The organism is Candidatus Methylomirabilota bacterium (genome assembly GCA_036002485.1).
GTDB lineage: Bacteria > Methylomirabilota > Methylomirabilia > Rokubacteriales > CSP1-6 > AR37.
In genome coordinates, this window is record DASYTI010000158.1 from 1 (window position 1) to 20,033 (window position 20,033).

The 20,033-nt window shown below is 66.8% G+C and carries 22 protein-coding genes; 19 read left to right on the forward strand and 3 right to left on the reverse strand.

The window, feature by feature from the left end:
• The 16 genes from VGT00_15055 to VGT00_15130 all read left to right on the forward strand — a co-directional run.
• On the forward strand, window positions 1-546 hold a 546-nt coding region (locus VGT00_15055), incomplete at its 5' end, for an MOSC domain-containing protein (protein ID HEV8532737.1).
• Window positions 547-882: 336 nt separating this feature from the next.
• Complete coding sequence (locus VGT00_15060) at window positions 883-1,257, forward strand: group 1 truncated hemoglobin (protein HEV8532738.1); 375 nt, start codon at window positions 883-885, stop codon at window positions 1,255-1,257.
• 138 nt (window positions 1,258-1,395) lie between these two features.
• Complete coding sequence (locus tag VGT00_15065; GenBank protein HEV8532739.1) at window positions 1,396-2,175, forward strand: M23 family metallopeptidase; 780 nt, start codon at window positions 1,396-1,398, stop codon at window positions 2,173-2,175.
• A 45-nt stretch (window positions 2,176-2,220) separates the two neighbouring features.
• The gene (locus VGT00_15070) at window positions 2,221-2,688 is read left to right on the forward strand and encodes a metallophosphoesterase family protein (GenBank protein ID HEV8532740.1); all 468 of its coding nucleotides are present in this window, start codon (window positions 2,221-2,223) and stop codon (window positions 2,686-2,688) included.
• Window positions 2,689-3,003: 315 nt separating this feature from the next.
• On the forward strand, window positions 3,004-3,642 hold the full coding sequence (locus VGT00_15075) for an HAD-IA family hydrolase (protein HEV8532741.1): 639 nt from the start codon (window positions 3,004-3,006) through the stop codon (window positions 3,640-3,642).
• Window positions 3,643-3,672: 30 nt separating this feature from the next.
• Entirely contained in the window at window positions 3,673-4,278 is a 606-nt protein-coding gene (locus VGT00_15080; GenBank protein ID HEV8532742.1) for a histidine phosphatase family protein, read from the forward strand.
• An 87-nt stretch (window positions 4,279-4,365) separates the two neighbouring features.
• Window positions 4,366-5,037, forward strand: a complete 672-nt coding sequence (locus tag VGT00_15085) for a dienelactone hydrolase family protein (GenBank protein ID HEV8532743.1) — start codon at window positions 4,366-4,368, stop codon at window positions 5,035-5,037.
• Window positions 5,038-5,146: 109 nt separating this feature from the next.
• The gene (locus VGT00_15090) at window positions 5,147-6,376 is read left to right on the forward strand and encodes an MFS transporter (GenBank protein HEV8532744.1); all 1,230 of its coding nucleotides are present in this window, start codon (window positions 5,147-5,149) and stop codon (window positions 6,374-6,376) included.
• The gene (locus VGT00_15095; protein HEV8532745.1) at window positions 6,373-6,873 is read left to right on the forward strand and encodes a thioesterase family protein; all 501 of its coding nucleotides are present in this window, start codon (window positions 6,373-6,375) and stop codon (window positions 6,871-6,873) included. The genes VGT00_15090 and VGT00_15095 overlap by 4 nt, the downstream gene beginning before the upstream one ends.
• Window positions 6,874-7,070: 197 nt before the next feature.
• The gene (locus VGT00_15100; protein ID HEV8532746.1) at window positions 7,071-7,886 is read left to right on the forward strand and encodes a sugar phosphate isomerase/epimerase; all 816 of its coding nucleotides are present in this window, start codon (window positions 7,071-7,073) and stop codon (window positions 7,884-7,886) included.
• Window positions 7,883-9,280 carry an adenylate/guanylate cyclase domain-containing protein gene (locus VGT00_15105; GenBank protein HEV8532747.1) on the forward strand — a complete coding sequence of 466 codons (1,398 nt, stop codon included), beginning with the start codon at window positions 7,883-7,885 and terminating at the stop codon, window positions 9,278-9,280. Before VGT00_15100 ends, VGT00_15105 begins: the two co-directional genes overlap by 4 nt.
• Entirely contained in the window at window positions 9,277-10,299 is a 1,023-nt protein-coding gene (locus VGT00_15110; protein HEV8532748.1) for a polysaccharide deacetylase family protein, read from the forward strand. Before VGT00_15105 ends, VGT00_15110 begins: the two co-directional genes overlap by 4 nt.
• Window positions 10,296-11,438 (forward strand): LysM domain-containing protein, encoded by a 1,143-nt coding sequence (locus VGT00_15115; protein HEV8532749.1) that lies wholly within the window; start codon window positions 10,296-10,298, stop codon window positions 11,436-11,438. The genes VGT00_15110 and VGT00_15115 overlap by 4 nt, the downstream gene beginning before the upstream one ends.
• A 44-nt stretch (window positions 11,439-11,482) precedes the next feature.
• Window positions 11,483-12,754, forward strand: coding sequence for an HlyD family secretion protein (locus tag VGT00_15120; GenBank protein HEV8532750.1), 1,272 nt, complete (start codon window positions 11,483-11,485; stop codon window positions 12,752-12,754).
• Window positions 12,755-12,938: 184 nt separating this feature from the next.
• Window positions 12,939-14,543: a DHA2 family efflux MFS transporter permease subunit gene (locus VGT00_15125; GenBank protein HEV8532751.1), complete on the forward strand. Its 1,605-nt coding sequence runs from the start codon at window positions 12,939-12,941 to the stop codon at window positions 14,541-14,543.
• 524 nt (window positions 14,544-15,067) lie between these two features.
• Complete coding sequence (locus tag VGT00_15130; GenBank protein HEV8532752.1) at window positions 15,068-15,382, forward strand: helix-turn-helix transcriptional regulator; 315 nt, start codon at window positions 15,068-15,070, stop codon at window positions 15,380-15,382.
• Between the two features lie 510 nt (window positions 15,383-15,892).
• Here VGT00_15130 and VGT00_15135 read toward each other — a convergent pair.
• Together VGT00_15135 and VGT00_15140 are read right to left on the reverse strand one after the other, a co-directional pair.
• Window positions 15,893-16,252, reverse strand: coding sequence for a cupin domain-containing protein (locus VGT00_15135; protein ID HEV8532753.1), 360 nt, complete (start codon window positions 16,250-16,252; stop codon window positions 15,893-15,895).
• A 75-nt stretch (window positions 16,253-16,327) separates the two neighbouring features.
• On the reverse strand, window positions 16,328-16,690 hold the full coding sequence (locus VGT00_15140) for an antibiotic biosynthesis monooxygenase (protein ID HEV8532754.1): 363 nt from the start codon (window positions 16,688-16,690) through the stop codon (window positions 16,328-16,330).
• A 276-nt stretch (window positions 16,691-16,966) separates the two neighbouring features.
• On the opposite strand from VGT00_15140, the gene VGT00_15145 reads away from it, so the two are divergent.
• The gene (locus VGT00_15145; protein HEV8532755.1) at window positions 16,967-17,521 is read left to right on the forward strand and encodes a methyltransferase domain-containing protein; all 555 of its coding nucleotides are present in this window, start codon (window positions 16,967-16,969) and stop codon (window positions 17,519-17,521) included.
• Here VGT00_15145 and VGT00_15150 read toward each other — a convergent pair.
• A complete protein-coding gene (locus VGT00_15150; protein ID HEV8532756.1) occupies window positions 17,518-18,339 on the reverse strand; it encodes an alpha/beta hydrolase in 822 nt (273 codons plus the stop codon). The two genes, VGT00_15145 and VGT00_15150, sit on opposite strands and share 4 nt — an antisense overlap.
• Window positions 18,340-18,516: 177 nt before the next feature.
• On the opposite strand from VGT00_15150, the gene VGT00_15155 reads away from it, so the two are divergent.
• Both VGT00_15155 and VGT00_15160 read left to right on the forward strand, forming a co-directional pair.
• Window positions 18,517-19,452 (forward strand): ABC transporter substrate-binding protein, encoded by a 936-nt coding sequence (locus VGT00_15155; GenBank protein HEV8532757.1) that lies wholly within the window; start codon window positions 18,517-18,519, stop codon window positions 19,450-19,452.
• The coding region (locus VGT00_15160; GenBank protein ID HEV8532758.1) for an ABC transporter substrate-binding protein at window positions 19,353-20,033 on the forward strand (681 nt) is incomplete at its 3' end. The genes VGT00_15155 and VGT00_15160, both read left to right, overlap by 100 nt.

Genomic DNA, 20,033 nt, shown 5'->3' on the forward strand with positions numbered 1-20,033 from the left:
GCTGTCACCAGCGACCAGAGTGATGTCGATCAGATCCTCTCGAAGGCACTCAACCGTGAGGTGACATTTCGTGCAGCCCGGCGCGGGGCGGTCAATGCCGAGGAGTACTGGCCGGACATGGAAGGCCTCGACCACCGGGACACGGTCACCGATTTTACGCTACCGGAGGGGACATTCTTCGACGTTGCCATGGTCCATCTATTGACCACGGCCACGCTCGATCGCCTGCGTGAGCTGTATCCGCAAGGCCGCTTCGAGGTGCGGCGGTTTCGTCCAAACATCGTGGTGCAGCTGGCTTCCGGTGAGAAGGGCTTTGCGGAGAATGCCTGGATCGGCCACACGCTTGCCCTCGGGCCGGCGGTGCGCCTGAACATCACCGGTCCTTGCGGGCGCTGTGTGATGACCACTCTCGCTCAGGGGGATCTCTCGAGGGATCCGGGGATCCTGCGCACAGCAGCCCAACATAACCAAGTCAACGTCGGTGTGTATGCTGCCGTAGTGCGGGGCGGCACCATCCGCCGTGGTGATCGGGTCAGGCTCGAGTAGCGTGACACCCCGGGCAGAGTGAGTAGCGCGGCGGTCCTGTTCGGGTCGAACAGACGCATCGAGCCGACGCCAAGAAAACGGCGCGGCTCATGCGCAGCGTTCGACGCTTGAAGTGAAGTGATGCCGCCACCGGCCGCAAGCGTTCTCAACGGGCTGGCGGAGGAGACGCCTCGTCCCGAAACGGACACCGCGGAACCGGAGTGCGAGGACGGTCGTGAGGAGGTCGAGGCTATCAAAGGGAACGCCGGCGCTGAGATCGCGCGGTTCAGCAGAGGGGCCGGCCGTCCTCGATGGTAGGCTGCTCTATCCGGCGTCCCCGGACTTGAGGAGGACACGATGAGCGACGAGAGGAAGACCCTTTACGAACGCCTGGGGGGTTACGACGCGATCACGGCAGTGGCGAATGATCTGCTGCCCCGGCTCCAGGCTGATCCGCAGCTCGGCCGCTTCTGGGCGCATCGCGGGGAAGACGGTGTCAAGCGTGAGAAGCAGCTCCTGATCGACTACCTCTGCGCGAGTGCCGGCGGGCCGGTGTACTACCGTGGTAGGGACATGGTGCTCACCCACCGAGGCATGCGCATCAGCGAGAGCGACTGGAACGTGTTCCTCAGTCATGCGGCCGCGACCTTGGCGAAGGTCAAGGTACCCAAGGCCGAACAGCGCGACGTGGTCGCGTTTGTCCAGAGTCTCAAGAAGGAGATCGTCGAATAGTCGCTTCCGGCCTTCCGCGCGAGGGCCACGGCTTTGACGTTAGTGGGCTGGGTACTGCGAAGGGAGCTCCCTGAAGATTGCGATTATCGGCGCGGGGGACCTTGCCCTGGTCACTACGAAGAGCTACGACCTCGAGTGATGGCCCACAGAAAGTCGGCGGGGACACCTCGCGGTCGTGGTGCTCTCTGGATCGCCCTGCCCACGGGCGTCGTGGTGTTCGTGGGCGCCTCCACGCCGTGGATAGCCCAGCGGGTGCCGCGATTTCTCTTTCCCGCCGTGGCGGCGGCCGGGGCCGCCCTCGTCGTGTTTTCGCTGGTGAATTCGCTCATTCGGTTCGCGCGCCGCTACCGCGCCGAAGGGCGCGTCCGGCTCTTTCCCGTGGTCGTCAATGTCGTCGCCACGGTGTTTCTCGTGATTCTGCCCCTGACGCACCTTGTGCGGGCGATGACGCCCTCGGGGGACGGAGCTCCGCGAATTCTTGCCGGCTTTGGCGACTGGTTGGGCGCAGAGGGCTATCCGCGACTGAATCCTCATCGCGGCATCGACGTGGCCGGCCGCACGGGCGCTGACGTGCTCGCGGCGGCCGACGGCCGCGTCACCGTGGCGCGGGACAACCGGGATCTGTGCGGTCTGATCGTTGTCATCGACCATGATCACGGCCTCCGAACGGTCTATTGCCACTTCTCCGAGATCGCCGTTCGAGTCGGGGACAGTGTCAAGCGCGGCCAACGGATCGGGGCAGTCGGCACATCGGGCCAGCGCGCGTTGCCCGGCTTCGAGCACGTACACCTGGAGCTGCAGAGGGGGCGTGACATGAAGGACATCGAAGACCCACTGCCAAGAATTGTTGGATGCTTCGATGGGACGAAGCTGTACCGGGCGGACCGCCTGGTGCTCACATATCCGGTGAAGTGCTGAGTTGGGATCAGGTCTTGCAATCCAACATGAGTTGCGGCCGCCCGTATGCCACGTATAGGCCTTATCTCTGACACGCACGGTCTACTGCGGCCGGAAGCAGTGGCGTTCTTGCGCGGAAGCGACTTCATCGTTCACGCGGGCGACATCGGGCATGCCGCCGTTCTGAAAGAGCTCGCGTCCCTCGCCCCTGTGACCGCCGTCCGCGGCAACAACGACAAAGGGCCGTGGGCGGAGACGGTGCGAGAGGTCGAAGTGCTCCAGGTCGGCCAGGTAGTCATCTACGTCGTGCACAATATCGCCGAGCTCGATCTGGACCCCGTGGCCGCTGGATTTCAGGTCGTCGTGTCGGGGCATTCCCACAAGCCGTCGGTGAAGGAGCGTGATGGGGTGCTCTACGTCAATCCCGGCAGCTCCGGCCCGCGTCGCTTCAAGCTTCCTGTGGCCCTCGCCGAGCTCACGGTCCACGGCAATTCAGTCGGGGCTCGAGTGGTGGAGCTCGACGTGGAAAAGTAAGCGTCCCCGTTGAGGGGTCGCACCATTTCGCGCTCGTTCCACGAGCGTCGGCCGCGGCCAGTCGCGAGAACGAGGGCACGCGGCGTCGCTCGAGGGTGTTGGATTGTGAGACCTGACCCCAAGAACCACAAGTGCGCTAGACTGCGCGATATGCATGGATCGTGGTGCAATGGCGGCATTCCGCTCGTCTCCGTTGAGGCAGCGCTCTTTGTCACTACCGGAGACATCGTCCTTGATTTCAACAGGCGGGCCTGATTCTCGCTGGGCAGTCATGGGGGCGCGCCGACGTCGATGACAGAGTTGGAGTGTGATGCCGTGCTGTTTGATCTGGACGGTGTCCTTGTTGACTCGGTCGTGTGTGTCGAGCGGCACTGGCGACGGTGGGCGGCCGAACACCATCTGGACCGGGACGAGATCATGCGAGTCGCGCATGGAAGGCCAACGGTCGAAACGATTCGCCTGGTCGCGCCCCATTTGCCTGCGGAAGAGGAAGCCGCTCGTCTGGACGCGGGGGAAGCATTTGACACCGATGGCGTGATGGCGATGGACGGCGCCGCCCAGCTTGTGCGGTCGCTGCCCCCAGATGCGTGGGCGATCGCGACCTCGGGAACCCGAGATACCGCCATGACCCGGTTGAGGCATACGAGCTTACCGGTGCCCGCGGTGCTCATCACGGCAGACGACGTCAAGCGGGGCAAACCGAACCCTGAGGCGTACTTACTGGCTGCGGCGAAACTGGATGTGAGGCCTGAGCGGTGCGTAGTTGTCGAGGACGCTCCCGCCGGCCTGAGCGCCGCGCATTCGGCGGGAATGCGGGTGATCGCCGTGGCGACGACACATTCCCGGATCGAGCTTGGCGAGGCCGACATTAGAGCGGGGCGGCTGGCGGATATCCAGATTTCACGGAGTGACGTGCCACGCGGTGGTCGGCTGACTGTTCGCGTAGCCGCATGACTCGGGCGTGGAACGTATCAGGAGGATACCGTGATTGAATCGCGCAGGACGTGCCGGTTCCGTCGGTTCGCTCCCTTCGCTCTTGCCGTTTCCCTGATCATCATCACGCCCGCGCGAGCCGCCGAGGAGGCCAGCGAATCCTGGGCCGCCCTCGTCAAGGGCGGCCACGTGGCCCTGATTCGCCACGGCAACGCACCGCCCGGATACGGGGGCGACCCGCCCGGCTTCAGGATGGACGACTGCAAGACGCAACGGAACATGGATGAGCTCGGGCGCGCCCAGGCCAAGGCGCTCGGCGAGGCCTTTCGCAAGCACGGCGTGCGCGTGGACGAGATCCTCGCCTCACCCGTGTGCCGTTGCATGGAAACGGCCCAGCTGATGGCGGTGGGACAGGTCGAGAGTTCATGGGCGCTCATTCCGGACATTGTTCCGGGATCGACCTCACGGTTCCTTCAGTTGAAGGAGCTGGTGTCGAGTTGGCGCGGACCGGGCACCCTCGTGCTGGTGACTCATGGCCTGGCCGTTCGCCCGATGAGCGGGTTCCTGCCGGCCCAGGCCGAGACGGTGGTGTTCAAGCCGATGCCCAGTACGGGCCTGGGCGCCCAGGTTGTGGGTAGGATCGCGCCGCCCCAATAGGCCAGGGCTGAGGTAATATGTCGCCCGCACCCCGCTTCCACCCTTGAATGCAGGTCCGCCCCGAGCGGACCTCCGGAGGATCCACGTATGGGCGAGATGGTCTCTCTGACAGCGGAAGACGGCCACAAGTTCGCAGGCTACCGGGCGGTACCCAAGGGCGCCCCCAAGGGCGGGCTCGTCGTCATCCAGGAGATCTTCGGCGTCAACGGCCACATCAGGAAGGTGACCGACAGCTTCGCCGCGGAGGGCTACGTGGCGCTGGCCCCGGCCATCTTCGATCGCGCCGAGCGCGGCTTCGAGACCGGCTACAAGCCGGAGGACATCGAGCTCGGCCGCAGCATCCGCGGCAAGATCGACATGAACGACATGGTCAAGGACATCCGCGCGGCCGTGAAGGCGCTGGCGGGCGAGGGCCTCAAGGTCGGCGTGGTCGGCTATTGCCTGGGGGGCACCCTGGCCTGGCTGGCCGCCACGCGCGTGGACGGCGTGCGGGCTGCCGTCAGCTACTACGGCGGCGGCGTGGCCGATACCGCCACCGAGACGCCGCGCTGTCCCGTCCTCTTCCATTTCGGCGAGACGGACCAGTCCATCCCGCCCGAGCACCACACGCGCATCCGGGCCGCCCAGCCCAACCTGCCCATGCACATCTATCCGGCCGCCGGGCACGGGTTCAGCTGCGATGAGCGCGGGAGCTATCACGAGCCCAGCGCCAAGCTGGCGCGGACGCGCACTTCGGAGTTCCTGGCGAAGAATATCTAGCCGAGACACCTGAGGCATTGCCCCCTCACCCTGCCCTCTCCCCCGATGGGGGAGAGGGATGGAGGGCAGCGTTTGGCCGGTTGACCCTCTTCACCATTAGGGGAGAGGGATGAAGGGAAGCGCGTTTCGGGTGCGGCCGTCGAGCGCGGGGCGGCGGCTCTTCGTCGAGCTGGCCGCCTCGGCGCTCGCGCGCTTCTTTCTCAATACGGCGCGGCGCTTCGCGTATCCCTTCGGGCCGGCCCTGGCCCGCGGCCTCGACGTGCCCCTCACGCGCATCACCTCGCTCGTGGCGCTCAATCAGGGGATGGGACTGCTGAGCCCGCTCCTGGGCACGCTCGCCGATCGGTGGGGGCCGCGCGTCATGATGCTCATCGGGCTCGCCTGCCTTGCCGGCGGCATGCTCGCGGTGGGCGTGCTGCCGCTCTACGCGACGGTGCTCCTCGCTCTCCTGCTCGCCGGGGTCGGGAAGAGCTGCTTCGATCCTGCCCTCCAGGCCTACATAGGCGCCCGCGTGCCCTGGGCGCGGCGCGGTTTCGCCGTGGGCCTCATCGAGTTCGCCTGGGCGGGCAGCTCGCTCATCGGCATTCCGACGGTGGGCTGGCTCATCGGCACCTTCGGCTGGCGCTCTCCATTTCTCGTTCTCGGTCTGCTCGCCCTCTTGAGCGTGGTGTTCCTGGCCATCTTGCTACCGCGGGTTCCCGTGTCCCGCGGTGCCGCGCGGCGCGGGGTGCCCGTGAGGGAGGCGTGGCGTCTTCTCGTGCGCCGGCGGGCGGCGCTGGGCGGGCTCGGCTATGGCCTCTGCTTCGGCATGGCCAATGACTTTCTGTTCGTCATCTACGGCGCCTGGCTCGAGCTCGACTTCCGGCTTCCCCTCGCCGCGCTGGGCTCGGCCACCATGGTCATCGGCGTGGCCGAGCTGGTGGCGGAATCGCTGACCGCTTTCCTGTCCGATCGCGTCGGTCTCGCCCGCGCGGTGACGGGCGGAGTCGCGCTGACGGCCGTCGCGTATCTCCTGCTGCCCTTCGTGGCTCGCACGCTGCCCCTTGCCCTGGCCGCGCTCTTCCTGGTTTTCGTCGCCTTCGAGTTCACGGTGGTCTCCGCGGTCGGACTCTTCACCGAGCTGCTGCCGGATGCCCGGGGAACGATGATCGGGGCCGTGGGGGCCACCGGGAGTACCGGGCGCATGCTGGGCGCGCTCCTCGGCGGATACCTCTGGCTCTGGGGCGGTCTCGTCGCGACGGGTTGCGTGGCCGCGGCCCTCTCTGTCCTCGCCCTCTGCTCGCTTCGCTGGGGGCTTCGCGGCTGGCGCCCGCCCTCCCGTATGATCGAGATCGCATGATCCACGCCATCCCCGCTCCCTTCGATGTGTATCGCGACCGGGTGAGGCCGGAGTGGATAGACCACAACGGCCACATGAACATGGGCTACTACCTCGTGGTCTTCGATCTCGCGACCGACGAGTTCTTCAGCTGGGTCGGGCTCGGCGAGGCGCACCGACGCTCGCGGCGGGTCACCACCTTCTCGCTCGAGACCCATGTCACCTACCATCGCGAGGTCCGCGAGGGCGATCCTCTCCGCTTCACCACGCGGCTCATCGCCTATGACGCCAAGCGCCTCCACTACTTCCACGAGATGTGGCATGCCGAGGCCGGCTACCTCGCCGCCACCAATGAGCTCATGTCGCTCCACGTGAGCCTGGACACGCGGCGGGCCGCGTCGATGGCGCCCGAGATCCTGGACCGTCTCGAGACAATCCTGGCCGCCCACCAGATGCTCCCGCTTCCGGCCCAGGTCGGTCGCTCCATAGGCCTGAGCAAGCGCCCGGGCCCACCCTGACCCAGCCCATCGGGGTTATTTGCCCAAGGAAATCGATCCATTGCCGCGCGTCCAACTTGGGTGACTGATCTGGGGTGAGCCGGTATACTTGTTGAACGGTCACAATTGGGGCGCGGATCCCGCGTGCCAACGGCCTTCGGAGAGCTTGACTGATGGGATCGCCTCTCATGCTGCTCGCGGCGCGCTGAGCCCTCCCGTTGCCAAACCCCCTCTCGCTCCACACCTGGACGCTCGACACGACGCCGCTCGCCCGTGTCCTCGACATCGTCAAGACCACCGGCTGGGATGCGATCGAGCTTCGCCGTCTCGACTTCAAGCGCGCGGCCGATGCCGGGCAGCCCGCCGAGGCGGTGCTCGATCTCGTCAGACGGAGCGCTCTCGGCGTCTCGTGCGTCGGCGTCGAGCTGGGCTGGCTATGGGCCGAGGGCGCGGAGCGCGCGCGGCTCCTCGCCGCCTTCGACGAGTCGTGCCGCTGGGCCAAGGATCTCGGTAGCCGTACCGTCATGAGTCCCGTCGACCGGGGTGAAGGCCCTGTCGCGCGCGCGGCCGACAGCGTCAAGGAGGTGGGCGACATCGCGGGCCGCCACGGCGTCAGGCTCGCCCTCGAGTTCAACTCCCAGTGCGCGCAGATCAATACGCTTCGCAGCGTGCGCGAAGTGCTGGCCAGGGCGGCGCACCCGCAGGTGGGACTGCTGCTCGACACGTATCACCTCCAGAGGAGCGGGGCCAAGCCGGACGACCTCGCGGATGTCGCGCCCGCCGAGATCGCCTATGTCCAGTTCAGCGATGTGCCGAGGAGCGGGCTCGTGCCGGGCCAGGCGCTCGACCGCCTCCCCCCGGGGCAGGGCAGCGTGCCCTTCGCCGCCTGGTTCGCCACCTTCGCGGGGAAGGGCTATAGCGGCTACTGCTCCTACGAGGCGCCCAATCCCGCCGCGTGGGCGCGCGATCCTACGGTCGTCTCGCGGGAGGCGCTCCAGGCCACGCGCGCGGTAGCCGGGGGGAGCGTCGCATGAGCCAGGCCGGCTGGCGGGACGTAGGCAGCTCCCTCAAGGCGAAGCTCTCGCTTCTGATGACGGCCGTGCTCATGCTGGCCATCTTGCTGGTCGCCTTCTTCCTTCTGCGCCAGCAGCAGCAGAGCCTGACCGTCGAGATGACCAAGCGCGGGCTCGCCATCGCCCAGAACCTGGCCGCCGGCGCCAAGACCTCGCTCCTGCAGCGCGATGACCTCTCGCTCAACGTGCTGATCAAGGACGCCATGAAGGACGCCGACCTGGCCTACGTGATCATCACCGACGAGAAGGGGCGCGTGCGGGCGAACTCGGATGTCGGGCGGACCGGCGAGATCGTCGAGCGGATGGCTCCGCTCGCCCCCGCGCGCGACCAGCTTGTGGTGACGACGTACCGCTCGCTGGCCCGCGGCGGCATCATCGACTTCGCGGTGCCGCTCACGTTCAGCCGGGTCCGGCTCGGCGCCCTCTACCTGGGCTTCAGCGAGGAGTCCATCGCGGCCGCCGTGAGACGCGCGCAGTGGCAGACGAGCCTGATCACCCTCGGTATGGTCTGCCTCGGCCTCGGGGCGGCCGTGGGGCTTGCCACGCTGCTGTCGCGCCCGATTTTCCGGCTGATGGAGGGCACGCGGGCCATCGCCGCGGGCAACTTCCAGGTGGCGCTGCCCGTGACCTCGCGCGATGAGCTCGGCACGCTCACCGAGTCGTTCAACCAGATGGCCAAGAGCCTGCGCGAGAAGGAGATGATCAAGCGCGCGTTCTCGCGCTACGTGGCGCGGGAGGTGGTGGAAGAAGTGCTCAAGGACCCGGACAGCCTCCACCTGAAGGGGGAGCGGCGCGAGGTCACCATCCTCTTCTGCGATATCCGGGGCTTCACCACCATGTCGGAGCACCTCGACCCGGAGCGGGTGGTCTCGCTCCTCAACGATTTCTACACGGTCATGATCGACATCACCTTCAAGCACGACGGTACCCTCGACAAGTTCCTGGGCGATGGCATCATGGCCATCTTCGGCGCGCCCATCGCGCACCCGGAGCATGCGCTGATGTCGGTGCGCGCGGCCCTGGCCATGCAGGAAGGCATCGAGGCGCTCTCGGCCTCCCGCGTCAGCCGTGGCCACGAGCCCCTCGCGGTCGGCATCGGCATCAATGCGGGCGAGGTCGTGGCGGGGACCGTGGGTACCGAGGACCGCATGGAGTACACCGTCATCGGGGACAATGTCAATCTCGCCTCGCGCCTCGGGTCCAGTGCCAAGCCTGGCCAGATCCTCGTGAGCCGGCGGATCTGGGAGCTGGTGAAAGAGACGATCGATGTGCGCGCGCAGGGGCCTCTCCGAGTCAAGGGCAAGGACGAGGAGGTCGAGGTCTACGAGGTGCTCGGCCCTAGGCAGGTAGGATGAGCGCGCGCGGTCTTCGGTTCCTGATCCTGCTCGGGGGCGTCGCGCTGACGGCGGCGGCCTGCGCGACAGCGGCCCCGCCGCCGCCTCCGCCACCCGCGAGCGCGCCGAAGCCGGTGATCGTGCGCCAGTCCGAAGATTTCCTCGTCGTTGTTCCCGATGCGCCGGAGACCTCGGCCAGCCTCGCCGCGCGGCATCTCGGTGATCGGAGCAAGGCGTGGATGATCGAGGACTATACCGGCGCCGCCACCTTCCCGGCGGGGCAGCCCGTGGTCATTCCCAAGCGGCCGTGGAATCCAACGGGCGTGACGGCGGACGGCTACCGGCTCGTGCCGATCCTCGTCTATCACAATCTCGACCGCGCGGCCAAGGGCAAGCTCATCCAGTCGGCGGCCAGCTTCGAGCAGCAGATGCGCTATCTCAAGACCGAGGGCTATCGGCCGATCAGCCTCGGCGACTTCCTCGAGTTCACGCGGATGGGCCGGCAGCTCCCGAAGAAATCCGTGGTCCTCACCTTCGACGACGGCTACAAGTCCTTCAAGCTCTTCGCCTATCCGGTCCTGAAGGAGCTCGGCTTTGCGGCCACCCTGTTCGTCTATACCGACTATGTCGGGGCGGGGCGGAACGCGCTGTCCTGGCCGGAGCTGAAGGACCTCCAGGCCGAGGGCTTCGACGTCCAGGCGCACTCCAAGACGCACAACGATCTGCGCCGCGCGCCGGGGGAGACCTCGGCCCAGTTCGAGCGCCGCATGCAGGCCGAGCTGGCTCTGCCCAGGGACATGTTCAAGCGTCAGCTCGGACAGATGCCGGACACGCTTGCGTATCCGTACGGCCGGTGGGACACCGACGTGCTGAAGCAGGTCAAGGCCTCGGGATACCTGGCGGCCTTCACCGTGCTCCGGCTGGCCAACCCGTCATTCGTCTCGCCCCTCACGATTCACCGGAGCCAGATCTACGCCGACATGACCCTGGAAGACTTCGTGAAGAACCTGACCGTCTTCCAGGAAGAGGACTTGCGGTGATCGTCGGCCGGCTGGGTATCCTGGCCATGATGGTCGTGGCCATGGCGGCCTGCGCCACGAGCGCTCCGGTCGCTCCGGTCGCCGTCGCTCCCCCCGATCCGATGGTCCCGAGCCAGCGGCTGGCCCTGGTGTCTACCTACAATGACCGCGCGCAGGCCCTCGAGAGCGATGGACGGCTGCGCGAAGCGCTCGAAGCTCGCAAGATCGCCCTGACCGTCGATCCGAACAATGCCGTCGCGCGAGCGGGACAGGGGGCTCTGCAGGCGAAGATCGACGGCTTGATCTCGCAGCGGCTGGCCGAGGGGCGGGCGGCCCAGGCCCGCGGCGCCCAGGTGGCGGCGCGGCGGAGCTTCCTGGGCGTGCTCGCGCTCGATCCGGAGAATCGCGCGGCCTTCGAGGCGTTGCGCGAGCAAGCCCCCGACGTCGAGGGCCGCCCGCACATCGTGCGCACGGGCGAGACCCTGGCTGGCCTCGCCCAGCAGTACTATGGCAATCGCGCGCTCGGTGAAGTGATCGCCGAGACGAATCGGCTCGCCCCCAATGCGCGCCTGGCCGCCGGCACCCAGCTCAAGATTCCCGAGGTGCCGGGGGTGCCGCTCATCCGACCGGGGGCCCGGCGCGAGGCGCCGCGCGCGCCGCTGCCGCGTCCCGGGGCCCCGCCGCCCGCCACGCCGGCCTCCCTGACGCGCGAAGAGCCCGTCGAGGTCAACCCGCTCCTGGCGGAAGCCCGCGAGTCCTTCGAGCGGAAGGACTATGCCACCGCCCTCGGCGACGTCGACCGCCTGCTCGCTTCCACGCCCAATAACGCCGAGGCCCTGGCCATGAAGCGGTCCGCGCTCTACGGTCTGGGCAAGACGCAATACGACCAGAGACAATACCGGGACTCCTACGCGACCCTGGGCCAGCTCGTGAAGCTCGCTCCCAATCACGAGGATGCGGCGAAGCTCCGGCGCCAGAGTCGCACCCGGCTCATCGACGACCACTTCGGCCGCGGAATCCGGTATTATCGGGAGGAGAAGCTGCCTGAGGCCATCGTCGAGTGGAAGGCGGTGCTCGAGCTCGATCCGCAGCACATCGCGGCGCGCAAGAACCTGGAGCAGTCCGAGCGACTCCTCAAGAGCCTCGAGGAACGGAAATAGTGACCCGGCGCGGCCGGCCCGCGCTCGCGGAGACCTAGACCAGCGTGAACGGCATACCCGACCAACGGCGGCGGGTCATCATCGGCGCCGCCTCTGTCATTGCCCTGGCCGGCATTCTCTACGGCGGATGGGCCTGGTGGCATTCGCGCGGTCACGTGTCGACCGACGATGCCTATGTCGAGGGCGCCGTCACCGTCGTCAGCTCCAAGGTCATGGGCAATGTCGCCGAGCTCCTCGTCCAGGACAATCAGCTCGTCAAGGCGGGTGACCTGCTCGTGCGCGTGGATGCGCGCGACTTCCGCGCCAAGCGTGATCAGGCGGCGGCGGCCGTCGCGGTGGCCGAGGCGGCCGCGGTGAGCCTGCGCGCGGAGCTGCCCATGACCCGCGGGGTGACCCAGGCGCAGGGTGACGAGGCGCGCGGGGCTCTCGAGGGCGCGCGCGCGGGGGAGTCAGCCAGCCTGGCCGCCGTCGAAGAGGCCAAGGCCAAGGTGGAGTCGATGCGCGCGGCGGCGGCGGCGGCGGCCGCGGAGGCGGCCGGGGCCAAGGCCACGGCCAGCCAGGCCGTCCGGGAAATGGACCGGCAGAAGAAGCTGGTCCAGGCCGGGCTGGTGGCCCTGCGCGACTACGAGCAGGCCGAATCTGCCGAGGCCGCGGCGCGCGCGACCATGGAGGCGACCGAGCGGCGGAAAACTCAGGCCGAGCGCGCGGTGCAGCAGACCGAGGCCGAGCTCGCCTCCAAGGTGCTCGGGATCCAGCAGGCGCGGCAGCGGGTGGCCGAGCTCAAAGGCTCGCTCGCCAGGGCCGAGAGCCAGCGCCACCAGGTGCCCATGAAGGAGGCCGACATCATCCGCGCGGACGCGGCGCTGGCCCAGGCGCGGGCTGATCTCGCCTTCGCCGAGCTCCAGCTCCAGCACACCGAGATCCGGTCCCCCGTGAACGGCGTCGTCTCCCGGCGCACGGTCGAGCTGGGGCAGATCGCCCAGATGGGACAGCCGCTCCTGGCCATCGTGCCGCTGCATGAGGTCTGGATCCTGGCGAACTTCAAGGAGACGCAGCTCGCCCGGATCCGGCCCGGCATGCGCGCCGAGATCAGCGTGGATACCTTTTCCGACCGCGTCTTGCATGGCACGGTGGACTCGCTCGCCGCGGGCACGGGCGCGCGCTTCTCGCTGCTGCCCCCCGAGAACGCCACGGGCAACTGGGTCAAGGTGGTCCAGCGCCTGCCCGTGAAGATCCGGCTCGATCCCGGTCAGATCAGCAATCCCCACACGCTGCGCGCGGGCATGTCCGCCGTGGTGACCGTGAAGACCCGCTAGGTGCGCGCCCCCTCACCTATTTCAGCTCTCGCCTCGCGACTGCGCCGCTGCAGCTCGAACCGCGGATGAGATGAAAGAGTCAGCGTGATGAGACTGTTCTCATCCCTCGCCCCCGCCTCGGGGGAGAGGGCAGGGTGAGGGGGCCGTCTCGTGGGAAGACCGTTCTTGAATCGTCCCCGCTAGCATGACGGCGGCGGCCGCCGGAGACTTCTCCGGAGCGCAGAAGTGGCTCATCACGCTCTCCGCCATGCTGGTCACGGTCATGCAGGTCCTCGACACCAGCGTCACCAACGTGGTGCTTCCTCACATGCAGGGGGCGCTGTCCGCCGGCGTCGAGGAGGTGACCTGGGTCATCACCTCCTACCTGGCCGCCAACGCCATCGTGATTCCCGCCACGGGATGGCTCGCCGGCTATATCGGGCGCCGCCGCTTCTTCCTCATCTGCACCACGATCTTCACGATCAGCTCCTTTCTCTCGGGGCTGGCGCCCAACCTGACCTTTCTCATCATCGCCCGCATCTTCCAGGGACTCGGCGGCGGCCCCTTGATCCCGCTCTCGCAGGCCATCCTCTGGGAGATCTTCCCGCTGGGTCAGCGCGGCCTCGCCATGGCCGTGTGGGGCATCGGCATCATGATGGGCCCCATCTTCGGGCCGACCCTGGGAGGCTGGATCGCGGACAACTGGTCCTGGCGCTGGATCTTCTACGTCAACCTGCCCATCGGGTTCCTCGGTTTCATCATGGTCAGCACCTTCCTCTTCGACCCGCCCTATCTGAAGAAGCCGGGGCGCATCGATGCCCTCGGGCTCGTGCTCATGGTGGTGGGATTCGGCTGTCTCCAGCTCGTGCTTGATCGCGGCGAGCACGAGGACTGGTTCGACTCTCCGCTCATCGTGACGCTCTCGGTGGTGGCCGTGGTCGCCGTGGTCGGCTTCATCATCCGGGAGCTCACGGCCCGCGAGCCCATCCTGGATCTGGGCGTCTTTCGCGACCGGAACTTTGCCACGGGCTCGACGCTCGTCATGCTGGTAGGGCTCGGGCTCTACTCGAGCATGCTCCTGGTCGCTCTCTACACACAGAAGCTCCTCGCCTATGACGCGTGGAACTCCGGGGCCGTCCTGGGGCCGGGAGGGGTGGGCAATCTCATCTCGCTGATCATCGCCGGCCGCCTGGTGACGCGGATGGATCAGCGCATTCTGGTCGCGGCCGGATGTCTGATCAATGCGGTCAGCCTCTACATGATGGCCCATCTCACCCTGACCATGGATTACTGGTCGCTCGTCGTGCCGCGCTTCATCCAGGGCTTCGGGCTCGGCTTCATCTTCGTGCCGCTGGTGACCTTGACCCTGGCCACCATCGATCGCCACAAGCTCGGCAATGCCACCTCCGCCTTCAACGTCCTCCGGAATCTGGGCGGGAGCGTGGGGGTGGCCCTCGCCACCACCTTCCTGGTCCGTCGCAGTCAGCAGCACCAGTCCACCCTGGGCGCCAACGTCAACGCGTGGGACCCGGAGACGGCGGCCCGCCTCAAGCAGTGGACGCTGCACTTTGCCTCGCGCGGATCCGATAGCTTCACCGCCGAGCGGCAGGCCACCGCCATGCTCTACCACGACATCGTGGGCCAGGCGCAGGTGCTGGCCTATGCCGATGATTTCTGGCTGCTCGCGGTGCTCTTTACCGTGCTGCCCCTGGCCGTCCTGCTCATGCGCCGTGTGCGCACGCCCGCGGCCACGCCCAAAGAGGACGAGGAGGGCTCCGGGCGCGTCGAGCCGCTGCCCGCCGCCGAGTAGGGTTCTAGGTCTCACCGTCTCCGTCGCCGAGCCGGTGGCGGAGGGCTCGGCGTATCACTCTTTCGACATTGTGAATCGTCGCCTCGCCGGCCATGCTCGATGTGAGGTGGCCGATGGCCCGACGCCCGGAACCCGCTTGACTCTCATAACATGTTTGTTATGCTATGAGAGCGGGTTACCGATGGGAGGTAGATGACTATCAGGGTCCGCACGGCGCTCGGCCTGTCAAAGTCTTCCTAAATGGGCTCTCCGTGCACGCGAAGGCGAAGGTATACGCGGCACTCCACATGCTTGCAACCGAAGGTAACCAGCTACACTTACCGAAGTCACGGGCGTAGGGGAATGGGCTCTTTGAGATGCGTATCCGTCACCACGAGGGACCGTTCCGAACCATTTACTGCTTCCGGCCCGGACGGAAAATCGTGTTGCTTCACGGGTTCGTGAAGCGGGCGGAGCAGATTCCCGCCCGAGAACTGGATCTCGCGCTGTCGCGGAAAGCCAAGCTACAGTGAGAAGAGGCGACAATGGCAAAGCGTATGACACTCATGCGTGATATTCACGACGAGCTTGGGAACAACCGGGCGCTGAGGGCGCACTATGAGCGCGAGCTGACGCGCCTGCAACTTGCCAATGAGATCGCGAAGCTCCGGGAGGAACGCAAGCTCAGCCAGGCCGAGCTCGCCAGGCGGATCGGGACTCATCAGTCCGCGATCGCCCGAATGGAGCAGAGTACCTATCGCGGGTATACCGTCGCGACCCTCGCCAAGATCGCTGGGGCGGTTGGCAAGCGTCTGGAGGTTCGATTCGTCCCGAGTGCCCGGAAGGTACAGCACGCGTAGATAGCAGTGGCGCGCGAAAAAGGGCTCGAATGTCTGGCGTAGGAAGAGCCCGCGCGAAAGTTTCGCGAAAGCGCACCGCGTATCCATCTTTGGACATTGTGAATCGTCGCCTCGTCGGCCATGCTCGATGCGAGGTGGTGGATGGCGCTACGCCGGACAGGTCTGCTGGTTTTCCTCGCCGTGCTGGCCCGCTCTTCAGCAGAGGCGGAAGAGTGGTCGAGCGCTCGCATCGCGCGGCTCCCTGATTCGGCCTTTGCAGTCGTCGAGATCTCGCCTGACGGACGGAAAGTACGTCATCTTCCCCATCACGACGCGACCGGCGCCGTTGACCCCCCCCACCTGAGGGCCGCTCGGGCCCGGCTAGCGCAGGTCAAGTGGCTGGACCCCGTGAACGCATCCGTCGCCCGCCGCCATCTCGAGAGCCATTCTCCTTCCTGGCGCGTCCCCTGATCGCAGAAGCGATCAGGGGTTGTCGCCAACAGATCGTAACGGAGCCGACGAGACAGCGTGTCAGGTCGCGCTAGCTCGAGAAGGCGGATGATCCCGGCCGTGTACCTGGGCGGGTGGGCTCGTGGCCTCCACCGCGACGAATTCGTCGATGATCCGGTAGCGGTGCCTGGCCCCCCGCGGGACCACCCAGGAATCGCCCTGACCGAGCGTGATGAGCTGCCCTTCGCTCTCGAACTCGGCCGTGCCCTCGATGACGTAGCCGACCGTCTCGTAGTCGCGGACGGTTTGCTCGGTGGTCTTACCGGGCTCCTCTTGCCACAGCCGCATCGACACCGACTTGCCGGAGGCGAGGTAGACCTGGCCCATGTCGCCATGCGGCGAATGCCTGGATTCGACTTTGGTGATGCTGGAGTCACCCATTCGATGCCTCCCTCCCCGGCCTCGAGCGGAGCTTGGTAGCTCGACCGGCCGCTGCTCTCGCCGAATCGGATCTCGCTAGCTTGCCTTGCGTCGTGAGCTCGATCGGGATTCACGCTTTAGGGCGGCCGGACGGGCCGCGGTCCGCCGCACGTCGAGCACGACCTCATGCCATTCATGCTCCTCGGGCTCCAATACCAGCCCCTCGAGCTCCTCGCGCGTCTCCGCAAACTCGGGATCTTCGTGCCATTTCTCCCAGTCGTCTCGAGTCTCCCAGGTGCCCACGATCACGCGCCGCGTGGGATCGTCCTCGGGTTCGAGCATCTGACCTCCGACCCAGCCCCGCTGATTCTTCGCCGCCGCCATGCGCTCGCGCATCGCGGCATCCCAATCTTGCTCGCTGCCTTCCTTGAGGTGAACGTTCGTCACGATGGTCACCATCGCTTCTGTCCTCCTGTGGGGTCGTCCGAGAGTGGAGCCAGGCACCGGTCGTCATGACCAGTTCGATCAAGGCGCTGAGGTTAGCAAGGGTTATGCCAGAGAGCGAGATGACGGCTGCTTGGGCGGAATGCTTCGGATGCTCCACGTCCGACCGGCAAATTTGCGCAGGAGGCTGTCCCGTTTACCGAGTGAATCTTACAAAGGGCAGCCAGCGTGGGCGCTCGCCCGTGCGCGGGCCGCCGGTCCAGAGCGTCCCGATAAGGTAGGATGCGCGGCATGGATCGCCTGCAGAGACTGATCAGATTGTGCTCAGGGCTGGGGCTCCTCGTGACGAGCTGGATGGGCTGCGCGCGCGTCCTCGGCGTGGAGGTGCCCTACGTCCAGACGCCCTCCGAGGTGGTCATGGAGATGCTGAGGCTGGCCCGCGTCACGCCCGAGGACGTCGTGTACGATCTCGGGTCGGGAGACGGGCGGCTCGTCATCGCGGCTGCCCGCTATTTCGGCGCGCGCGGCGTGGGCATCGAGCTCGACCCGGCCCTCGTCGCCGAGTCGGTGAAGATCGCACGGCGCGCGGGGGTGGGCGAGCGCACGCGGTTCCTGCAGCAGGACATCTTCGAGGCCGATATCGGCGAGGCGACCGTGGTGACGATGTACCTCTCACCCAGCGTCAACGCGCGCTTGCGGCCCAAGCTCCAGAGCCAGCTCAAGCCCGGCGCGCGCATCGTCTCTCACGATTTCCCCATCGGCGACTGGGCGCCCGAGCGCGTTTTCCAGTTCAAGGGGCCCGACCGCATCCACGCGCTCTCGCTCTGGACGGTGCCGCCGCGCTAACGCACCTGTTTCGGGACGGGCCGGCCGGCTATCCAGTCGGCGATGACCTGAATGACCTGGGCCTCGCGGCCGAGATAGCCGTGGGCGGCCAGCGGCTCGCAGGAGTCGGAGATCGCGGGATCGCCTCCGGAGACCTCGACGAAATCCACCCGAGGCGACTTCTTGAGCCAGCGGGGAAGGGACAGCGCGGCGCCGATGGGGGTGGCCCGGCAGTCGTCCTCGCGATGGTGCACGATCAACACGGGCGCGCTGATCTTGCCGAGAGGAGTCTCATACACCGTCGCCCAGCGGCCACGCCCGTGCTCGACCATGGATGATGTCAGGACGACGCCGGAGACGCGGGGATCATCGAGCCGGGCCCCCACAGCGGCTGCCGAGAGCGTGCCACGGCTCGTGCCTATCAGCACGATGCGACCAGGGGCCCGCGCCTGGAGTGCATCGATGACCTTGCGAATGTCTGTGACGTGTTGAGGGCCGAGTCGCCAGGCGTCGGTCATGCCGCCCGGCTGATCGGACGGGGTGTCGATGGCAGCCGCGAGAAGCCCGCGCTCTGCGAAGAGCGGCGCGGATCGCACGAGGAAGTTGATCCCGAGTCGCACGCTGCCCCCGTCCCCGGTGCCGAACTGGCGGGCGCCCCAGCCGCCGGGGAAGAGCAGGACGGTGGCCGACGGCGCCTCGGCGGGCGCCACCACGAGCACGCGCACGGTGACGCCGTCCCGGGTGGGGACCTCGATGATCTCGGGCGCCGCCAGGGCCGCCGTCGGCGCCGCCACCAGCGCCGTCGCCAGGAGGGCAGCTGAGGCCAGGCGGACCCACATAGCGCGAGTATAGTGCCGAGGTGGTCTGGAACTCGCGGTCCGCGGAAAGAGCTTGAGCAACTGGCTGAACATGTCGCAGAATCGGTTCACGACTGAGCCTTTTTCCCATGACCGTGCTGAATTGAGAGCTCACTCGTTCTCCAGTCATTAAAGGATCCGTTCCACAGGGAGCGTGAGATGAGCCGTCTCAGTCGCCGACAGTTGCTCGGAGGCGTGGCCGCGACGGCCGCTGCCGTGACGCTGGGCGCGCCGGCGGTCCAGGCCCAGAAGCGCGGGGAAACCCTCCGGTTCGTGGCACAGGCCGACCTGAAGGTTCTGGATCCCATCTGGACGACTGCCTACATCACGCGCAACCACGGCTACCTCGTGTACGACACTCTTTTCGGCACCGATGAGAAGCTTCAGATCAAGCCGCAGATGGTCGATCACTACGCTGTGTCGCCCGACGGCATGAAGTACACGTTTACGCTGCGCGCCGGCCTCCGGTGGCATGACGGGCAGCCGGTCCGGACTGAAGACTGTGTGGAATCGCTCAAGCGCTGGGGAAAGAGGGATCGCTTCGGTCAGCTCCTCATGGCGCACGTGGGGAAGATTGCGCCCGTCGACAAGAAGACGTTTACGCTGGAGCTCGCCGAGCGCTTCGGCCCCGTGCTCGACGGGCTGGGAAAGCCTTCGAGCAACGTGCCCTTCATGATGCCGGCGCGGGTCGCGGCTACCTCTCCGGACGAGCAGATCAAGGAGATCGTGGGCTCCGGACCGTTCAAGTTCGTAAGGGACGAGTGGCAACCGGGCAACCAGGTCGTGTACATGCGGAACCCCGACTATGTCCCGCGCAACGAGGCGCCGAGCGGCTCGACGGGCGGTAAGAGGGCGTACCTCGACAAGGTGATCTGGCGATACATCCCCGATCCCGCGACAGCAGCGGACGCCCTCGCAGCGGGTGAGGTGGACTGGTGGGAGCAGCCGCCGCTCGACTTCATTCCGAAGATCGAACAGAACCCGGCCCTGCGGACATTCCTCTTCGATCCCTTTGGAACGCAGGCTGGCTCCGGCCGAACCACCTCCACCCGCCGTTCAACAACAAGAAGGCGCGCGAGGCGCTGCTCCACATGATGGACCAAGTTACGTATCTTCATTGGGCGATCGGGCAGCCGAAGTACTATCGGCCTTGTTATTCGGTCTTCGGGTGTAGCGGGCCCTACGCAACAACGGTCGGCGCCGAGCCGATCATGAAGCACGACCTCAACAGGGCGAGGCAGCTCGTGAAGGAGTCGGGCTACGACGGCCGGCCGGTCATGGTAATCCAGGTTACCGACAGGCCGTTGTACAACAGCGCGGCCGTCGTCACACGCCAGCGGCTCGAGTCCATCGGCTTCAACGTTGACTTCAAGGCGATGGACTGGTCGACGACCCTCACCGTCCGGGCCAGCAGGGAGCCGCCAGACAAGGGCGGCTGGAACATCGTGCACACCTCGTGGATGGCGCCGGATGTGATGAGCCCCGCGGTCCACTTCGGTCTGTCGGGAGCCGGCCTGGGCGCCTTGTTCGGCTGTCCCGACATCCCGCAGCTCGAAAAGCTCACCACCGACTGGGTGCGCGCGACCGATCAGACGAAACGCAAGCAGATCGCCGACGAGATCCAGAAGGTCGCGCTCGGCGAGGTGGCGTACGTGCCGTGGGGAGAGTGGTTCTGG